Source organism: Flavobacterium sp. HSC-61S13, from assembly GCF_024171535.1.
GTDB lineage: Bacteria > Bacteroidota > Bacteroidia > Flavobacteriales > Flavobacteriaceae > Flavobacterium.
Genome location: NZ_JALJZV010000001.1, coordinates 520,459 through 537,613, shown reverse-complemented (window position 1 = coordinate 537,613; position 17,155 = coordinate 520,459). Strand labels below are relative to the sequence as shown.

14 protein-coding genes are annotated in these 17,155 nt (G+C 34.4%); 8 read left to right on the top strand and 6 right to left on the bottom strand.

Annotated elements, in window-relative coordinates:
* The first annotated feature begins 20 nt into the window (after nucleotides 1-20).
* Entirely contained in the window at nucleotides 21-1,916 is a 1,896-nt protein-coding gene (gene yidC, locus L1275_RS02285) for a membrane protein insertase YidC (RefSeq protein WP_253469279.1), read from the top strand.
* Nucleotides 1,917-2,042: 126 nt separating this feature from the next.
* On the opposite strand, the gene L1275_RS02280 is transcribed toward yidC, so the two are convergent.
* The 3 genes from L1275_RS02280 to L1275_RS02270 form a co-directional block, all read right to left on the bottom strand.
* Nucleotides 2,043-2,414 (bottom strand): hypothetical protein, encoded by a 372-nt coding sequence (locus L1275_RS02280; protein ID WP_253469277.1) that lies wholly within the window; start codon nucleotides 2,412-2,414, stop codon nucleotides 2,043-2,045.
* 63 nt (nucleotides 2,415-2,477) lie between these two features.
* A complete protein-coding gene (locus tag L1275_RS02275; protein WP_253469275.1) occupies nucleotides 2,478-2,846 on the bottom strand; it encodes a hypothetical protein in 369 nt (122 codons plus the stop codon).
* Between the two features lie 198 nt (nucleotides 2,847-3,044).
* Nucleotides 3,045-3,545, bottom strand: coding sequence for a hypothetical protein (locus L1275_RS02270; protein WP_253469273.1), 501 nt, complete (start codon nucleotides 3,543-3,545; stop codon nucleotides 3,045-3,047).
* 363 nt (nucleotides 3,546-3,908) lie between these two features.
* Here L1275_RS02270 and mnmA point away from each other — a divergent pair, with 363 nt between their 5' ends.
* Nucleotides 3,909-5,117, top strand: a complete 1,209-nt coding sequence (mnmA, locus tag L1275_RS02265) for a tRNA 2-thiouridine(34) synthase MnmA (protein ID WP_253469271.1) — start codon at nucleotides 3,909-3,911, stop codon at nucleotides 5,115-5,117.
* A gap of 3 nt (nucleotides 5,118-5,120) precedes the next feature.
* Complete coding sequence (locus tag L1275_RS02260; protein ID WP_253469269.1) at nucleotides 5,121-6,068, top strand: nitronate monooxygenase family protein; 948 nt, start codon at nucleotides 5,121-5,123, stop codon at nucleotides 6,066-6,068.
* A gap of 159 nt (nucleotides 6,069-6,227) precedes the next feature.
* On the opposite strand, the gene L1275_RS02255 is transcribed toward L1275_RS02260, so the two are convergent.
* A complete protein-coding gene (locus tag L1275_RS02255; protein ID WP_253469267.1) occupies nucleotides 6,228-8,339 on the bottom strand; it encodes a M3 family metallopeptidase in 2,112 nt (703 codons plus the stop codon).
* A gap of 167 nt (nucleotides 8,340-8,506) precedes the next feature.
* Between L1275_RS02255 and acs the strand changes: the two genes are divergently transcribed.
* Nucleotides 8,507-10,417: an acetate--CoA ligase gene (acs, locus tag L1275_RS02250; protein WP_253469265.1), complete on the top strand. Its 1,911-nt coding sequence runs from the start codon at nucleotides 8,507-8,509 to the stop codon at nucleotides 10,415-10,417.
* A 54-nt stretch (nucleotides 10,418-10,471) separates the two neighbouring features.
* On the opposite strand, the gene L1275_RS02245 is transcribed toward acs, so the two are convergent.
* Entirely contained in the window at nucleotides 10,472-11,338 is an 867-nt protein-coding gene (locus L1275_RS02245) for a DMT family transporter (RefSeq protein ID WP_253469263.1), read from the bottom strand.
* A 927-nt stretch (nucleotides 11,339-12,265) separates the two neighbouring features.
* Here L1275_RS02245 and L1275_RS02240 point away from each other — a divergent pair.
* The 4 genes from L1275_RS02240 to L1275_RS02225 all read left to right on the top strand — a co-directional run bounded on the left by L1275_RS02240 (nucleotide 12,266) and on the right by L1275_RS02225 (nucleotide 16,760).
* Nucleotides 12,266-14,311, top strand: coding sequence for an ATP-binding protein (locus L1275_RS02240; protein WP_253469261.1), 2,046 nt, complete (start codon nucleotides 12,266-12,268; stop codon nucleotides 14,309-14,311).
* Nucleotides 14,312-14,700: 389 nt separating this feature from the next.
* The gene (locus L1275_RS02235; protein ID WP_253469259.1) at nucleotides 14,701-15,072 is read left to right on the top strand and encodes a hypothetical protein; all 372 of its coding nucleotides are present in this window, start codon (nucleotides 14,701-14,703) and stop codon (nucleotides 15,070-15,072) included.
* 135 nt (nucleotides 15,073-15,207) lie between these two features.
* Nucleotides 15,208-15,498, top strand: a complete 291-nt coding sequence (locus L1275_RS02230; protein ID WP_253469257.1) for a DUF3817 domain-containing protein — start codon at nucleotides 15,208-15,210, stop codon at nucleotides 15,496-15,498.
* 11 nt (nucleotides 15,499-15,509) lie between these two features.
* Nucleotides 15,510-16,760, top strand: a complete 1,251-nt coding sequence (locus tag L1275_RS02225; RefSeq protein ID WP_253469255.1) for a mechanosensitive ion channel family protein — start codon at nucleotides 15,510-15,512, stop codon at nucleotides 16,758-16,760.
* On the opposite strand, the gene L1275_RS02220 is transcribed toward L1275_RS02225, so the two are convergent.
* Complete coding sequence (locus L1275_RS02220; RefSeq protein WP_219291661.1) at nucleotides 16,757-17,140, bottom strand: acyl-CoA thioesterase; 384 nt, start codon at nucleotides 17,138-17,140, stop codon at nucleotides 16,757-16,759. The genes L1275_RS02225 and L1275_RS02220 overlap by 4 nt on opposite strands.
* Nucleotides 17,141-17,155 lie beyond the last annotated feature (15 nt).

Here is a 17,155-nt window from a genome sequence, read left to right as displayed (position 1 = left end):
GAAATAAGCAATACCAAATAATGGAAGAAAAAAAAATAGATCGTAACAGCATAATAGGGTTTGTCATCATTGCGGCCCTATTGATCTGGATGATGTTTAACAACATCGGAAAAGAAAAAGAAGCGATCGTAAAAGACAACGAAAAAGCTCAACAAGAACAAGTTACTACAACGCAATCCAAACAAGTGGAATCGGCTATTGCAGCGCATCAAAGCACAGCAGATTCACTAGCATTAACCAAATTAAAAGCTTCTTTAGGTGCTTTTGCTTACAGCGCCACTTTACCAGCGGCTCAAGGTGGTGTTACTGAACTTAAAAATGATGTACTGACTCTTGTTGTCGATAACAAAGGTGGAGCGATCAAAGATATTAAGATCAACAACTTTAAAAGATTCAACAAACATTCTGATGAAATTGTTGAATTAATCAAAGACAACAACTCCAAGTTTAACTTAGAATTTCAAACTGCTGATAGCCGTATCTTAAATACAAGAGATTTGTATTTTGAGCCTCAGTTGTCTAAAGAAGGTGAAAATCAAGTTTTGACGATGCGTTTGAAATCTAGCGATAATCAGTTTTTAGAATATCGTTATGTATTAAAACCGGGTGAGTACATGATGGATTTTGCGATCCGTACGCAAGGTTTAAACCAAGTTGTAGACTTGTCTAAAAAACCAAACTTACAATGGGAGATCAAAACATATAGAAACGAGATGAGTGTTTCTTATGAAAACAGATATACCCAATTGGCTTATGAATATGAAGGAGGTAAAGACAATCACTTAAGTCCTACAAGCAAGTCGGATGATAAAACTGTAAAAGACGTTACTTATATCGCTTTTAAGCAACATTTCTTTACGTCGATTTTATTGACTAGAACACCGTTTTCTACTGTAGAGTTAAATTCCCAAAACTTGGTAAATGACGAGAAGATTGATACGGTATTCACCAAACATTTTGCGGCTAAATTGCCTTTGGATTATAAAAATGGTGAATTGAACTATGATATGAATTTATATTATGGTCCAACGGATTATAAGATCTTAAAATCATATGAAAGAAATTTAGATGAAATCGTTCCATTGGGTTGGGGGATTTTTGGATGGATCAACAGATACTTGTTCATTCCAGCATTTGGATTATTAAGTTCTTTCTTACCTCATGGTATTGCTATTATTATCTTCACTATTTTGGTGAGATTGTTTATGTCGCCAATTACTTATAAATCTTACTTGTCTCAAGCCAAGATGAAAGTAATTCGTCCGGAGGTGAATGAATTGAATGAAAAATTCAAAAATGATCCGATGAAAAAACAACAGGAAACCATGAAGTTGTATTCCAAAGCTGGAGTAAATCCTATGGCAGGATGTATACCGGCATTATTACAGATTCCGATATTCTATTCGTTGTTCCAGTTCTTCCCGTCGGCTTTTGATTTGCGTCAAAAGAGTTTCTTATGGGCAGATGATTTATCCTCTTTCGATGCAGTAGTACATTTGCCGTTTACGATTCCTTTTTATGGAAACCACATCAGTTTATTTCCTATTTTGGCATCGATTGCGATCTTCTTCTATATGAAGATGACTACAGGTGATCAACAAATGAGTGCGCCTCAACAAGAGGGGATGCCAGATATGAGTAAAATCATGAAAGTGATGATTTATATCTCTCCAATTATGATGTTGTTTTTCTTTAATAACTATGCATCTGGTTTGAGTTTGTATTATTTCATTTCCAACTCAATTACTATTGGAATTATGTATGTGATCAAAAATCACATTGTCAATGAAAATAAATTGAAAAACAAAATGGATGAGAATAAAAAGACCGATCGTCCACAAAGTAAATTCCAAAAGAAAATGCAACAGATGATGGAGCAAGCTCAGGAACAACAAAAAATAAAAGGTAAAAAGTAATATATTTTACAAGTTTAAAAAAACGGGATTGTCTTTAAGACAATCCCGTTTTTTATTAATTGAGTTTTAAAAGTATCTGATAAAGTTTATATATTATATCCTCTACAAGACGACAGTGCTAACATACTATTGAGCTACTGAAAAACAACTACCCGCAGGTGCCAGGTAATGACCGTGTAAAAATAAGTCACCAGTACCATTGTTATTACTACCGTTGTTTAATGTGGATACATATGTTGCATATAATTCATCACTTTTTATTTGAAACTCGGCTTCAGTAAAATATCCTGTGTAATCGTATACCATGACCATATTACTTGTTGGATTGTGATTCACAAAATATTGCGAGTAGACTTCAAAGCGATAGCATTTTTTAACAGCTACTTGATCTGTACTTTCGTTACTAGTGATCGTTTTAGTTTCCATCCTTTCGATGTTTCCTCCGAACATAGCTGTGGTACTTAGAGCGAAAAGGCTCATTGCAAAAAGTTTTTTCATAATTTAATTGGTTTTGTTAGCTTGTAAAATATTAATTTCAATAAATTTCAAAGTGCTTTTGTGTTAATTTACTACTCCAATACCGCAGTTTTCTGAGTGAACATCTAGGTAGCCAAATGTAAATAAATTTCCTTTGCCAGTTTTAGAGTCATAATCAGATATATATATACGCTCTAATTGACTACGTTTTATTAGGGCACCACTCTCTGTATATAAACCTGTTTCATTATACACAATTATACTATTAGAAGGAAAGTTGTTGACAAATACTTGTTGAGTGACTATAAATCTATAACAACTTAGAACTTTTTGTTGCTGTTCTGTTTTTTCTTCCGATGGGACAGAAGTTTTTGTATTATTTCTTTCTATGTTTCCTCCAAACATAGCTGTGGTACTTAGAGCGAAAAGGCTCATTGCAAAAAGTTTTTTCATAATTTCATTTATATGGTTAATAAATGAAATGTATTGACTTAATATTACTTAATAGCTTCATAAACAGCATATAGAGTTAAAGTTTCCATAAAAGAACATATTCGTTGATTTTCTTATCTACGCTATATTTATAGATTCGCTGTATGCCTTACTGAAGGTCGAACTATCGAGTATAGTTCGGTATTAAAAGTATAGCATTTACCCTTTAAGAAGCTTTAGTAGTTTTTTTTCGATGACCATAGCTTTTTTATCGAATTGAATCGTTCTCTCCTTACGGTTATAATAAAGCGTAATAAAAGATTGTGGTTTTCTTTGGAGTAACTTGTTTAATTGCATTGAAAACGTTTGCATGCGTTGATTTAGGTTGGAATCTACAATCGGGTCAACTATGTATAAAGGATAGGAATAATTTACTTTCTTTATGAGATTGAGGATTAAACTATCCTTATTAGTAATGCCGACAAAGTAACAATCGATCTGATCGTTATACTGTTCTTCCCAATGTTTGAAATTTTCAACGATGCTTTCTGCTGCGGCGCAATTGGGAATCCAGTATTGCACCACACTTGCCGGTTTATTACCATTGATAAGCTTTTCAGCTAATTGATCTGCTGTAAGCGTGATAATTGTTGATTGCGAATAGGCAGTGCTATTGAAAAACAGCAGCATGGCGGTAATTGATATGATTTTTGCTTGCATAGTAAAGTCTTTTTTCCAGTTGTCTAGTTATAGGGTATATATAATAGGTAAGCTAAAGTATAACTTCTTAACTTACTTATTATAAAGTACCAGAGTATTTATTTGGATGATATATTAAACTTTTAACAAAATTGATTTTAATAATGTAGTGCAGTGTAACGAGCAACAACTTGTATAAATTAAAACTATGTTGCCATTCAGAACAAGTATCATTAAGTCTATCTCTGACAATTAAAATTCGTATTTTTGCAAATAATTTTTAGTAGATTTTTATATGATGATATTTTATAACGTTTGTGTTGATGAGAAAGACACAAAATAGCATAGGCATATCATATAAATAAACAATAAAAAATCCGAGATATGAAAAGAGTAGTTGTAGGTCTTTCCGGAGGAGTAGATTCTAGTGTAGCAGCCTATCTGTTGAAAGAACAAGGATATGAGGTGATCGGATTATTCATGAAAAACTGGCATGATGATACCGTGACTATTTCAAACGAATGTCCTTGGTTGGAAGATAGTAATGATGCTTTAATGGTGGCAGAGAAATTGGGGATTCCGTTTCAGACTGTTGATTTAAGCGAACAATATAAAGAGCGTATCGTTGACTATATGTTTAAGGAATACGAGATGGGTAGAACTCCTAATCCGGACGTTTTATGTAATCGCGAGATCAAATTCGATGTATTTATGAAAATTGCATTGAGTTTGGGAGCTGATTATGTAGCGACGGGACATTATTGTCGTAAGGGTACTCTGGACATTACCGATGTTGATGGGCAACAAAAAGAAGCCTACCAGTTGTTGGCAGGTGTCGATCCGAATAAAGATCAATCGTATTTTTTGTGTCAATTGTCTCAAGAGCAATTGGCTAAATCACTGTTTCCAATAGGGGAACTCTTAAAATCAGAAGTACGTGAAATAGCGACCAAAATGAATTTGGTTACGGCTGATAAAAAGGATTCTCAGGGATTGTGTTTTATTGGAAAAGTTCGTTTACCTGAATTTTTACAACAACAGCTTAAGCCCAAAGATGGTTTGATCTATGAAATTGACAAAAAAAGTAGTTTATACGATGAAGTACCACAAGTGTATCCTACTTTTCAAGAACAATTAGAAGCGGAATCCCGTTCGATTGTGTACAAACCCGAAATGGGAAAAGTAGTTGGAAAACATCAGGGGGCACATTATTTTACTACTGGACAACGTAAGGGATTGAATGTAGGAGGTACAGCAGAGGCTTTATTTATCATTGCCACAGACGTAAAAGAGAATGCGATCTATACAGGTCAAGGACATGATCATCCGGGATTATTTCATCAAAGTTTGTTTGTACAAGCTGATGAAGTACATTGGATAAGAGAAGATTTAAGGTTGAAAAATGGCGAAAGTAAAGAGATCTATGCAAGGATTCGTTACCGTCAACCGTTGCAGAAAGCCACCTTATATATGTTTGAAGAAGGTATGTATGTACGTTTTGACGAACCTCAATCTGCAATAACTGAAGGACAATTCGTATCTTGGCATTTGGAAGACGAGCTAATCGGCTCCGGAGTAATTTCAAAAAAATAATTTATGAGCAATCAAATAACAAAACTTTTTGGTATCCAATATCCTATTATTCAAGGTGGAATGATCTGGAATTCTGGATACAAATTAGCTAGTGCAGTGAGTAATGCTGGTGGTTTAGGACTTATAGGCGCTGGATCGATGTATCCGGAAGTTTTGCGAGAGCATATCCAGAAATGTCAAAAAGCAACAGACAAACCCTTTGGAGTTAATGTACCGATGTTGTATCCGAACATCACTGAGATCATGGATATATTGGTTGAGGAAGGAGTGAAAATTGTTTTTACCTCTGCGGGTAATCCGAAGACGTGGACGACGTTTTTAAAGGAACATGGTATCACAGTTGTACATGTGGTGAGTTCATCAAAATTTGCCCTAAAAGCACAGGAAGCAGGGGTTGATGCTGTAGTTGCTGAAGGCTTTGAAGCCGGAGGCCACAACGGTCGTGAAGAAACCACTACGTTGACCTTAATCCCGATGGTAAAAGAAAAAATTAGCATTCCTTTAATTGCTGCAGGAGGTATAGCTTCAGGGCAGGGAATTTTAGCAGCCTTGACATTGGGAGCAGATGGAGTTCAAATGGGAACTCGATTTGCGGCGTCTGTTGAAAGTTCCGCACACGATAACTTTAAAGATTTACTCTTAGAAGTTGGGGAAGGGGATACCTTGGTAACTTTAAAAGAATTAGCACCGGTTCGACTGATCAAAAACGAATTTTATAAAGGACTGGCAGAATTGTATAAAAGCTGCCCAACGGTTGAGCAACTTCAAACTTATTTGGGGAGAGCCCGCGCTAAAAAAGGGATGTTTGAAGGTGATTTGATAGAAGGGGAATTGGAAATTGGCCAGATTGCCGGAATTATTCATCAAATCGATACGGTAGAAAACATTTTTAAGAATTTGATTATGGAATTTGAAACCGCTAAAAATCAAGTAGCACAAATTAAGTTTTAAATATAAGAGATCGTCGATAAGCCAATTGCGTGCAACATCGCTTATTGACTCTCATCTGATGTATAATAAATAAAAAGGAGCTGTTTCATAATTTGAAACAGCTCCTTTTTTTATAAATCTCAATCTCACTAAGCCATTAACTTGACCAGTGATTACTGATTACTTCAACAACCCTCTAGCTTTTAACATCGGTTCTATAGAAGGTTCTTTTCCTCTAAAGTTTCTGTATAAATCGGCTAATTCAACGGAGTTTCCTCTAGATAATATTTGTTCTCTAAAGATTTGACCGTTTCCACGAGTCATCCCTCCGCGTTCTTCCATCCAGCGGTAGGCATCATGATCCAGCATTTCCGCCCATAAATAGGCATAATATCCTGCCGCATATCCTCCAGAAAAGATATGACTGAAATAAGAAGAGCGGTATCTTGGAGGAACCTGTGGTAAATTAAGACCTCTGTCGATTAAAGAGTGACTTTCAAACTGATTGACATCCTTGATCGAAGCATCTGCAGCTAAGGTGTGCCATGCAAGATCCAAAGAGGTTGCGCCCAACATTTCTGTCATGGCATATCCCTTATTAAAGCTCATGGCATTAAGCATCTTTTGTACCAGTTCATTTGGCATTACTTCACCAGTTTTATAGTGAATCGCATAGTTTTTTAGCACTTGAGGAACTACGGCAAAATGCTCGTGAAACTGTGATGGAAATTCTACAAAATCACGGGAAACATTGGTCCCAGATAAAGTAGGGTATTTTTGATCAGCAAAAAATCCGTGTAAAGCATGTCCAAATTCATGAAACATGGTCGTAACATCATCAAAACTGATTAATGCCGGTTGCCCATCCGCCGGTTTGGTGAAATTGGATACATTATAGATGACAGGCTTGGTATTTAATAATTTTGATTGGCCTACTATATTACTCATCCACGCACCACCGCGCTTGGAATCTCTCTTGTAAAAGTCCGCATAGAACAGTCCAATAGACGATTTATCTTCATTAAACAATTCGTAAACCTGTACATCTTTATTCCAAACAGGCAGGTCAGTACGTTCTTTGAAAGTAATACCATACAGTTGTTCAGCCATATAGAAAACCCCTTTTTTCAATACGGTATTGATCTCAAAATACGGTTTGGTCTCGTTTTCATCGATATTGTATTTTTCTTTACGGATTTTTTCAGCATAGAAATCCCAATCTGCCGCGGATAGTTCGAAAGAATTGGCTTCCGTGTGAATTAAGTTTTGAATTTCTGTAGCTTCTGTTTTAGCAATCTCTACTGCTGCAGGAATCAATTGTTCTAACAAATGATTTACCTCTTCCGGAGTTTTGGCCATTTGATCGTTTAGACTCCAAGCAGCATAGTTTGGATATCCGAGTAATTTTGCTTTTTCAGCTCTTTTTTTGACGATTTCCAAAATCGCACTACGCGTATCGTTGGCATCATTTTTTTCTGCTCTGGTCCATGAAGCGTGAAACAATTTATCTCTGGACTCTTTACTTGACAAACTGATTAAATCCGGTTGTTGTGTAGTGTTGATAAGACTGATCAGGTAAGTTCCGTCTTTTTGTAAGTAAGATGCCAAGGTGTTTTCATCCAAACCATCGAGTTCTTCCTTCTTAAAAGTAACACCACCTGCTTTGGTTGCAGCTAAAAGTTGATTGGAAAACTTGGTATTCAAGGTCGCAATCTCGCCATTAATCGCTTTAAGTAGCTCTTTATTCTCGTTGGATAAATTGGCCCCAGCTAAAACAAAGGCCTCATAATAATGATTTAAAAGTCGTAGATCTTCGCCTTGTAATTGTAAAGTAGCTTTTTGATCAAAGATTGTTTTAATACGCTCAAATAAAGCTTGATTTAAATAGATCGCATCGTTGTGAGCTGCAAAATTCTTTGATAATTCTTCTTCTACTTTTTGTAACTCTTCATTGGTATCTGCACCGGTCAATAATCCAAAAACGTTATTTACTCTTGACAATAACTGGCCTGTTTTTTCCAATTCTACCAAGGTATTTTCGAAAGTAGGTTTTTCTTTATTAGCCGTAATTTGGTCAATTTCTTCTAATTGTTGGCGCATACCTTCCAATATAGCAGGCTTAAAGTCTTGATTTTTGATCTTGCCAAAATCCGCAGTTTGATAAGCCAAAGTACTTGGCGCATAAAATGGATTCTGTTCACTCCAATCAGCAGTATCAGATTTCTTACCGCAAGATACGGTTAGCAAACTCGAACTAACAAGAACTCCTAAAAGAGCTTTTTTATTAAACATATTGTTGTTTTTTTTTGATTCGACCTAAAAGTAATAAGATTTTTTGAAGAATAGAACTCTTTTGTCTTTATATGCTCAAAATGTAATCATTTTTTTTTGTTAGTGTTTTTTAAAAGCATTATTTTTATAAAATTACATAGAGTCTTTAATTAAATAGCATTTCAAAGATGAGTTATTATAAAATCGAAAATTTAGAACAGTATTTTAAACATTATAAAAAGTCCGTTCGCGAACCTAGAAAATTTTGGGGAAAAATAGCTGAAGAGAATTTTGTTTGGTACCAAGCCTGGGATAAAGTATTTGAGTTCGATATGGTAGAAGCCGATTTTAAATGGTTTACGAATGCAAAATTAAATATTACGAAGAACTGTATTGACCGTCATTTGGCCAAAAGAGGTGAGAAGACCGCTATTATTTTTGAGCCTAATGACCCTAATGAAGCAGCACAACACATTACCTATAATGAGTTATACAATCGCGTAACTAAAATGGCTAATGTATTGCAAAGTCAGGGAATTAAAAAAGGCGATCGGGTTTGTATTTACCTTCCGATGATACCGGAATTGGCCGTAAGTATGTTGGCTTGCGCACGTATTGGAGCCATTCATAGTGTTATTTTCGCTGGTTTTTCATCGTCTGCTGTTACAAAGCGCGTTAATGATGCGACGTGTAAATTGGTTATTACCTCCGATGGAAATTTTAGAGGAAATAAAATTATCCCTGTAAAACCGCTAATTGACGAAGCCCTTGAGGAATGTCCTTCCGTTGAAAAGGTTTTAGTCGTTCAGCGTACTAATACCGAAGTAAATATGAAAGAGGGTCGTGATTTGTGGTTAGCTCCTCTATTAGAAGAAGCCATACCGAATCATGTTGCGGTGGTAATGGATGCAGAGGATCCTCTATTTATCTTATACACATCAGGTTCAACGGGTCAACCTAAAGGTATGGTTCACACTACAGCAGGTTATATGGTGCAAACAGCCTATTCCTTTAAAAATATTTTTGACCATCAAGAAAGCGATATTTTCTGGTGTACAGCCGATATCGGTTGGATTACGGGACACTCTTATATACTCTATGGACCGTTGCTTAACGGTGCTACTACAGTACTTTTTGAAGGTATACCATCATATCCTAATTACAGTCGTTTTTGGGATACTATTGATAAATACAAAATTACACAATTCTATACAGCACCTACGGCTATTCGTTCGTTGATGACACAGGATTACAGTTATGTAAACAATCACGATTTATCGAGTTTACGCGTAATCGGATCGGTTGGAGAACCTATAAACGAAGAGGCATGGCACTGGTATAACGATCATGTTGGAAAGAAAAAGTGTCCTATAGTAGATACGTGGTGGCAAACAGAAACCGGAAGTATTTTAATATCGGCTTTGCCTTTTATTACACCAACAAAACCGACCTATGCAACTTTGCCCTTACCGGGAATTCAAGCGGTTTTGATGGATGATAAAAGAAATGAAATAGAAGACAATCAAGTAGATGGTAATCTGTGTATCAAATTTCCTTGGCCGTCGATGGCCCGAACGATATGGGGCGACCATCAACGTTATATAGATACGTATTTCACCCAATTTCCTGGAAAGTACTTTACGGGAGATGGTGCTTTAAGAGATGAAGTCGGTTATTATAGAATTACGGGTAGAACTGATGATGTGGTGATTGTATCTGGACATAATTTAGGAACCGCTCCTATAGAAGATGCGATTAACGAACATCCAGCAGTAGCCGAAAGTGCTGTTGTCGGATTCCCACACGATATCAAAGGACAAGCGTTATATGGCTTTATTACCCTAAAAGTACAAGGAGAATACCGAGATAGAGAAAACTTAACCAAAGAGATTAATAATTATATATCCAGTCATATTGGCGCTATCGCCAAATTGGATAAGTTGGTTTTTGTGGAAAGTTTACCAAAAACGCGCTCAGGTAAAATTATGCGTAGAATATTACGATCGATTGCTAAAGGGGATACCAATAATTTTGGTGATATTTCTACTTTGATCAATCCAGAAAGCATTGAACAAATCATAACCTTGGTAAACAAGTAGTTATATATATAAGGTGTTAAAAAGGGTAGGGGGACTTGATTTTCCTATCCTTTTTTATTTTAAATACTGTGAGGTTGCAATTAAGGAAATGGCGACTATAGCGAGGATTAAACCCAAAATATTTTTGCGCGATAAACGTTCCTTAAATCCAATGACACCAATTAGTGTACCCAGTATAATAACCCCGAAGTTCATCATGGCAAATACCGTAGTTGGATTGTCTGAGAATAAGGTATGAGCTTTTAAATAAAAGTAAATATTGAGAAAGTTTAGAACGCCCAATGGGAGGCCATAATACAGATTTTTAACACTCAGTTGATTTCTCTTGGTCAAAATCTGATAGGCATTGATCAATATCGAAACTAATAAAGAACAAGCAAATACAAAAAATAATGAGGTGGTATATGGTAGTGTAGTATACAGAGCAATTTGCTTGAAAAAAACATCAATAACGCCAAATCCTAGAAATACAAATAGTGGAAATATATAGGAGTTTTTATTGTTTTGAGTGGAAAGATCTTTTTTATTTAAGGTAAAATAGATCGCCAATAAACCAAAACCAAGTCCGATGTATTTTAAAGTCGTAATCTGTTCTTGAAAAATCAATATAGCAGCCACTATGGGTATCACCAAAGATAATCTTTGAGCGATATCGGTTTTAATAATTCCAACGCGATTGACAGAATGAAATAAAATCACAAAGATCGTCGGTAACAACAAACTCAGCGGAATTAAGACCGGCCAAGGTAAATCTGAAGGCATAGTGTTCAAATTGATTGGAAACAAATTATAACACAAAACCAAAGCAATCAAATAATTGACGCTGACCATTTGAAATATATTGGTGCCTTTATTTTTGGATATTTTTAAAAGCACGCCAACAGTGACACTGCAAAAAATGCTTAAAAGTAAATAGATCATGTACAAGATTGTTGAAGTCTGTAAAAGTACAGAAACTTGACTAAGTAAAAAGAAATTTTAAAAGAAGATCATCGACAATTTCATCGCAACATTTTAGAGTAGTATCACATCTAGATTACACTATATAAATATGAATTTATTTATAGAAGGATGTTAGCAAGTTAAAGAGATGCTAGAAATGTATTTTACAATTTTACATATCCTATTTTACATAATATATATTATAGTTCAAATATAGAAGTAGTATAAGAACCTTCAAAAAAGGCTTTGTAACTATGCTATTCAGTATTATAAAGCCTCGTGTTACGATATTTAGGTTACTTAGTATTTTAAAAAGGCGTTATTTGCAAATTAAGTGAAAACAATTGCAAATACGGCCGTATTTAAAATTTAGTATGCCTTTATATGAAACTTATCATAGCGAATTGATCGATAGTCTCATAGGTATCTACATGGATCAATATGGAATTTAAAAACCTTTATAAGTTGCTAAATTCGTTACCATCAAGTGCTGATATATCTTGCTGATCATTTGCACGATATCGATTTAGCAAACTTCGTGATCAAATCATATTGAGTACTACTTAATTACGCACTAACTACAATTTTTCTTTGATTTTCTATTTTACATAATACTAGCGCTTTCCGCTGTGGTTGAAAAAGTTTACTCTTCGCTTTAGATGGTAAACGGTGTTAAATCAAAGAATTATGTTTTGTTTTTAATTTTTATTTTCTATTATTATACTTTAAAATTACAAAGTCAATCTAGTTTTTAGAGGCAGTAATTCAAAATTAACGATCTACTATTCGTTTTTAATGGCTTCTAGTCCTCTCCTTAAATGGTTAAGTAAGTTACGGTACGGGTTCAGCAATACAGGTGTAGCGGCTTATTTGACAACTAATAAACGGCTAAAAACACGTATTAATATGAATTCCGCAACAGAAAAAATCACAACAAATACTCGGATAATTAAGAATTTGCTGACTAAATATGTCGATAGTTTTAGAGCATTTAAAGAACTGATTAATAATGCTATTCAAGCAAATGCTAAAAATATTGATATTACCATCGTTTATAACGATTCGTTGACGGTCAAGTCGGGTATTGAAAAACTTAGTATACAAGATGACGGATGTGGTGTTCCTTATTCAGAAATCAAGAAGCGAATTCTTCAAATCGCAACCAATGTCAAAAAAAGCGGTCAAGGTATTGGAAGGTTTAGCTCGTTTCAGATTGGAGAATTAATGAAAATTGAAACCGTAGCTTTTGATTCTCGGAACCAACAATATAGTAAAACCCGCTTAGCTATTGACACAGCAACATTAGATGATATAGAACTTGAAAAGACAGCGGTTAAAATCGACTATGATTATTCTGAAACAACCCGGAATACGACTTATTATAAAGTTGAGATAGAAAATTTACATCACAATAAACAAAAACGGGTTGCGAAAAAAAACCTGTTGATAGCATCCTTTAACAAAGATCAAATTGCTGCCGCCATTTTTGAACATTATCCGTTTGAAATATTTAATGAAAAGATCAATTTTACTGTCAACGGACGAAAAATAGATAAAAATGAATTTGTCTTAGAAGAGCCTAAATATAAAAAAGTCACGTATTCCAATATAAATCAGCAGGTTTTCGATTTGAATTTTCACTTCTATAAAATCAAAACCTCCCTAAATAAGGTCAAAGTATTTCTACAAGCAGAGAATGCCGGCATCAAATCGGTTGCTTATGAGTTTACCTACTCTTCTGATTGGTATACACCGGATTTGGGTACTTGGTTCGTTTATATCGATTCGAATTTGTTCGATTCAGACTTGTTTAGAAACATTGATTTGGAAAACCTGGGTGAAGAGGAAACTAAAAAATTAAAGAGCGTGATAAAAGAAACCATCAACGACTTTTTTAAGACAAGGAATAAAAAATTTGAAAATTTTATAAACCGACTTGAAAACGATCAGTACTATCCCTTTAAAAACGAAAAACCGGCTACCAATTCTCAAGAGATTGTTTTTAAGAAAATCGCTTATTTAATTGAAGAAAAGCATCAAATCGTAGAGAGTGATGACCAAATTAGAACTTTTTTATTTCCACTTTTAAATAAAGCTATTGCCGATGGGAATATTGAATATATTTTTAATAAAGTTTTAAAGCTGTCTGATGAAAATCTCGATAAATTTCACAGTCTTTTACAAAAAACTGACCTGGAAAATGTAGTTCATTTTGCTAGTAAAGTAGCTGCTAAGAATGAATTTCTTAGTTTTCTTCATGAAATCATCTATGGCAGTATTGCATCGTATGTAAAAGAGCGCAGTCAGCTACATAAAATCGTAGAAAATGAATTGTGGTTATTTGGGGAGCACTATAATGAAACACCACATTTATGGTCCGATCGTAGAATAGGCTCGATTTTAAGTGATTTAACTAACCGGTTTCTGCATTATGAGCCTACGGCGGACGAAAACAATCTAATTGAAAATACAGAAGGCTTAAACAATATAACCGATTTGTTTTTCTTAAACGAAAAGATCAACGACTATGGCGAACGAGAAATTATGGTGGTAGAATTAAAATCACCTAAATGTGCTATAGGTAAAAAAGAACTCAACCAAATCGATGCTTACGCCTTTACTTTGGAGGACTATGGCGCTTTACCAACAGAAAAAGTAAAGTACAAGCTTTATTTAATTTCTTCACATCTTAGTAAGTTTGCCAAGTCCAAAGTGAAGTCTAGTAGACAGAAATACCCTGATCAACCGTTTCTATACGATCGTAAAACTGAAAAAAACATTGAAGTCTATGTTGTGGAATGGTCCGAAATCATTGAACTGTGTAAACGTAAATTAAAATACCTTTCCCTTCAATTGGATATCAAAGACAGATCGGTAAAAGATAAATTTGAACAAGAGTATGGTACTTTAATGGATCCAAGAATAAAAACGCAGTTGCGACAAATAAAATAGCAGCTCCTACTTCATTTTGCGTACTGTAATGAGGTACTAAAAAAAACGGTAATTCAAGCCTACCCTAGCCTCAATTTTAACCCCCTTTAGTTCATGAGTGTTATCTGTATTTGAAAAAAAATTAAGGCCGCTGTTGGTCTGTAGTGAATGCATCTTTAAAACTACCCAAACTTTAATAATACTTAAAATGTAACTTAAATTCATATTGAGAATATATAGCTATGATTTTTTTAATTTATAGTAAATCTGTGCTTATATTTCTATAAATAAATGTTGTAGACTAAAAAAAAAGGAAATTAACAATAAAATTATACCAATAAGATTAGTAATCAAATTAGAAAAGATTATTTTTGCAATCCGAAATGATTTTTTAATTTAAAGATATTACAGTGGAAAACTCCCATGCACAAAAATTAATCAAGAAAGTTCAGTCAGATTTAATTGCTAACGGACTTGTTGTAGAAGATTTTGTTACCGACTTAAAAAAATTAAGAGAATTTGCGCTCTTAGAAGAAAATCCTATATTGGTAAAAGCAATTCGTTTGACATACGAACACGTCTTGGCGAATGGAGCATTTTTAATTGATATTCCGTCAGATGAACCTATAGATGAGGAAAATCCAATTGAAGCAGAGCAGGTCCCTGTAACGGAAAATAACATGGAAAGTTTGCAGTATATTCTATCCTTATTTACGGATTTGAACAACAAACATAACATCGCAGATTTAAAAGAATACAACTTGAAACTTCAAGAGGCATAAATTCTTAAAGCAATCATAAATTATAGAGGCTCAGGACATTTCCTGAGCCTTTTTTTTTAAATATCTCCAATTTTATACTTTTTTAAATGTATTTTAGTACGCTAAACATTTAACCTTATAAAATCACCCCTTTTCATGTTGAAGATTTTTAAAATTATCGCTTTTTTAGAAGGAGTTTCCCTTTTAGCTTTATTTTTTATTGCCATGCCAATGAAGTACTTTATGGATAAACCAGAATTGGTTGGACCCGTTGGAATGGCACACGGACTGTTGTTTATTGGCTACATCGTGATGGCTACAGTACTTAAATTTGAAGAAAAATGGAGTTGGTCAAAATACTTTTTGATCTGTATCGCTTCTATCATTCCATTTGGAACTTTTTACGTAGAGTTCAAAATGCTAAAAACAGAAGAATCATCTAATTAAACTTTAAATAAATGATTCCATATAGTTGGGTAAAAAGCTTATTAAGTGAATTGGATTTACAACGTGATGTTGTTGATTCATTAATACTGGTGGTCAATACTGTTTTAGCACTTGCCATAGGTTTTTTACTCGATTATATTTTAAAGAAGGGTATTTACACTTTTTCTAAATTCATTTCAACTCGCTCCCGATTTCGGTTTCATGTTTATTTGGTGCAGAATAAAGCATATAGTTATTTGGCGCATCTTATACCACTTAGCTTATTGAACAAGTCTTTAAAGTATATTTATTTAAAGGAATTCGAAGAGTTGATGCTTTGGAATAAATTGTACTTCGTTATTATTTCACTACTAACGCTTTATATATTAAAAAGTGTTGTTTTTTCTGTCCGAGACTACTTCAAAACCAAGCCTCAATATCTCGACAAACCGGTAGACAATCAAGCCCAGGTTTTTCTGACTTTTCTATGGATTTTCACGATAATATCTATTATTTTAAATACTTTCAGTACCAATTTTATAGATCTATTGACGGCATTTGGAGCCTTATCGGCTATTACCATATTGGTTTTTAGAGATAGTATATTGGGGTTTATTGCTAGTATACAGGTTACCTTAAATGATACGGTTCGCATTGGCGACTGGATTACCAGCGAGAAATTCGGCGCAGACGGTTATGTGATGGAAATCAATCTCGTAACGGTTTTGGTACGCAATTTTGATAATACCACTACAACAGTTCCGACTTATAGCTTGATTTCAGACTCCTTTAAAAATTGGAGAGGCATGTTTAACTCCGGTGGCCGTCGTATCAAACGATCCTTGTTTATTAAGGAAAATAGTGTAAAGTTTTTGACCGATGCTGACCTAGAAAGATATAAGGAAATCGAATTAGTCAGCGCATTTATAACGCATCGACAAGCAGATATCAACCAATACAACAGTAAACACAAAATCAATAAAAATCTAAACATCAACGGTCGCAATATGACCAATTTAGGTTTGTTGAGAAAGTATATGAATCAGTACTTAGCTAATCATACCGGTTTGAATAAGGAACTAACCACCTTAGTACGTCATTTGCAACCTACAGAGAAGGGAATTCCATTAGAAATCTATGCCTTTACACTCGATAAGACCTGGGTCAATCACGAAGCGATTATGGCTGATATATTCGATCATTTTATAGCGGCAGTCCCCTATTTTGATTTGGAAATTTACGAATTGCCCTCGTCTGTAGATTTGGATAAACTAAGAAACTAAAACCATCCTAAATCCGTTAATCCATGTGGTGAAGGTTTTCCATCTTCTCCTAAATGTACCATAGTAATAGCTTCCACAGTAATAATGGTTTCCTTAGTCATTATGTTAAAGACTGAACATTTTATTTGTAAGGAAGTTTTTCCGAATTTAGTGATTTCAAACTGAATTTCTATAATATCAGACTGTCTAGCAGAACTCATAAAATTAATTTCAGTCATATATTTAGTTACAACTCTTCTATTCTTTAAGATTAAAACAGCAAATAAAGCTGCCTCTTCGTCAATCCAAGCCAATAAACGTCCTCCAAATAAAGTGCTGTTTGCGTTTAAATCTTCGGGTTTTACCCATTTTCTCGACTTGTAAATATTGTTGTTGGTCATGCTAACGCGTATTGA

What these genes read in the sequence shown, in the direction of transcription:
- yidC (WP_253469279.1), top strand. Translation starts at nt 21, where the DNA reads ATGGAAGAAAAAAAAATAGATCGTAACAGCATAATAGGGTTTGTCATC.
- L1275_RS02280 (WP_253469277.1), bottom strand. Translation starts at nt 2,414, where the DNA reads ATGAAAAAACTTTTTGCAATGAGCCTTTTCGCTCTAAGTACCACAGCT.
- L1275_RS02275 (WP_253469275.1), bottom strand. Translation starts at nt 2,846, where the DNA reads ATGAAAAAACTTTTTGCAATGAGCCTTTTCGCTCTAAGTACCACAGCT.
- L1275_RS02270 (WP_253469273.1), bottom strand. Translation starts at nt 3,545, where the DNA reads ATGCAAGCAAAAATCATATCAATTACCGCCATGCTGCTGTTTTTCAAT.
- mnmA (WP_253469271.1), top strand. Translation starts at nt 3,909, where the DNA reads ATGAAAAGAGTAGTTGTAGGTCTTTCCGGAGGAGTAGATTCTAGTGTA.
- L1275_RS02260 (WP_253469269.1), top strand. Translation starts at nt 5,121, where the DNA reads ATGAGCAATCAAATAACAAAACTTTTTGGTATCCAATATCCTATTATT.
- L1275_RS02255 (WP_253469267.1), bottom strand. Translation starts at nt 8,339, where the DNA reads ATGTTTAATAAAAAAGCTCTTTTAGGAGTTCTTGTTAGTTCGAGTTTG.
- acs (WP_253469265.1), top strand. Translation starts at nt 8,507, where the DNA reads ATGAGTTATTATAAAATCGAAAATTTAGAACAGTATTTTAAACATTAT.
- L1275_RS02245 (WP_253469263.1), bottom strand. Translation starts at nt 11,338, where the DNA reads ATGATCTATTTACTTTTAAGCATTTTTTGCAGTGTCACTGTTGGCGTG.
- L1275_RS02240 (WP_253469261.1), top strand. Translation starts at nt 12,266, where the DNA reads ATGAATTCCGCAACAGAAAAAATCACAACAAATACTCGGATAATTAAG.
- L1275_RS02230 (WP_253469257.1), top strand. Translation starts at nt 15,208, where the DNA reads ATGTTGAAGATTTTTAAAATTATCGCTTTTTTAGAAGGAGTTTCCCTT.
- L1275_RS02225 (WP_253469255.1), top strand. Translation starts at nt 15,510, where the DNA reads ATGATTCCATATAGTTGGGTAAAAAGCTTATTAAGTGAATTGGATTTA.
- L1275_RS02220 (WP_219291661.1), bottom strand. Translation starts at nt 17,140, where the DNA reads ATGACCAACAACAATATTTACAAGTCGAGAAAATGGGTAAAACCCGAA.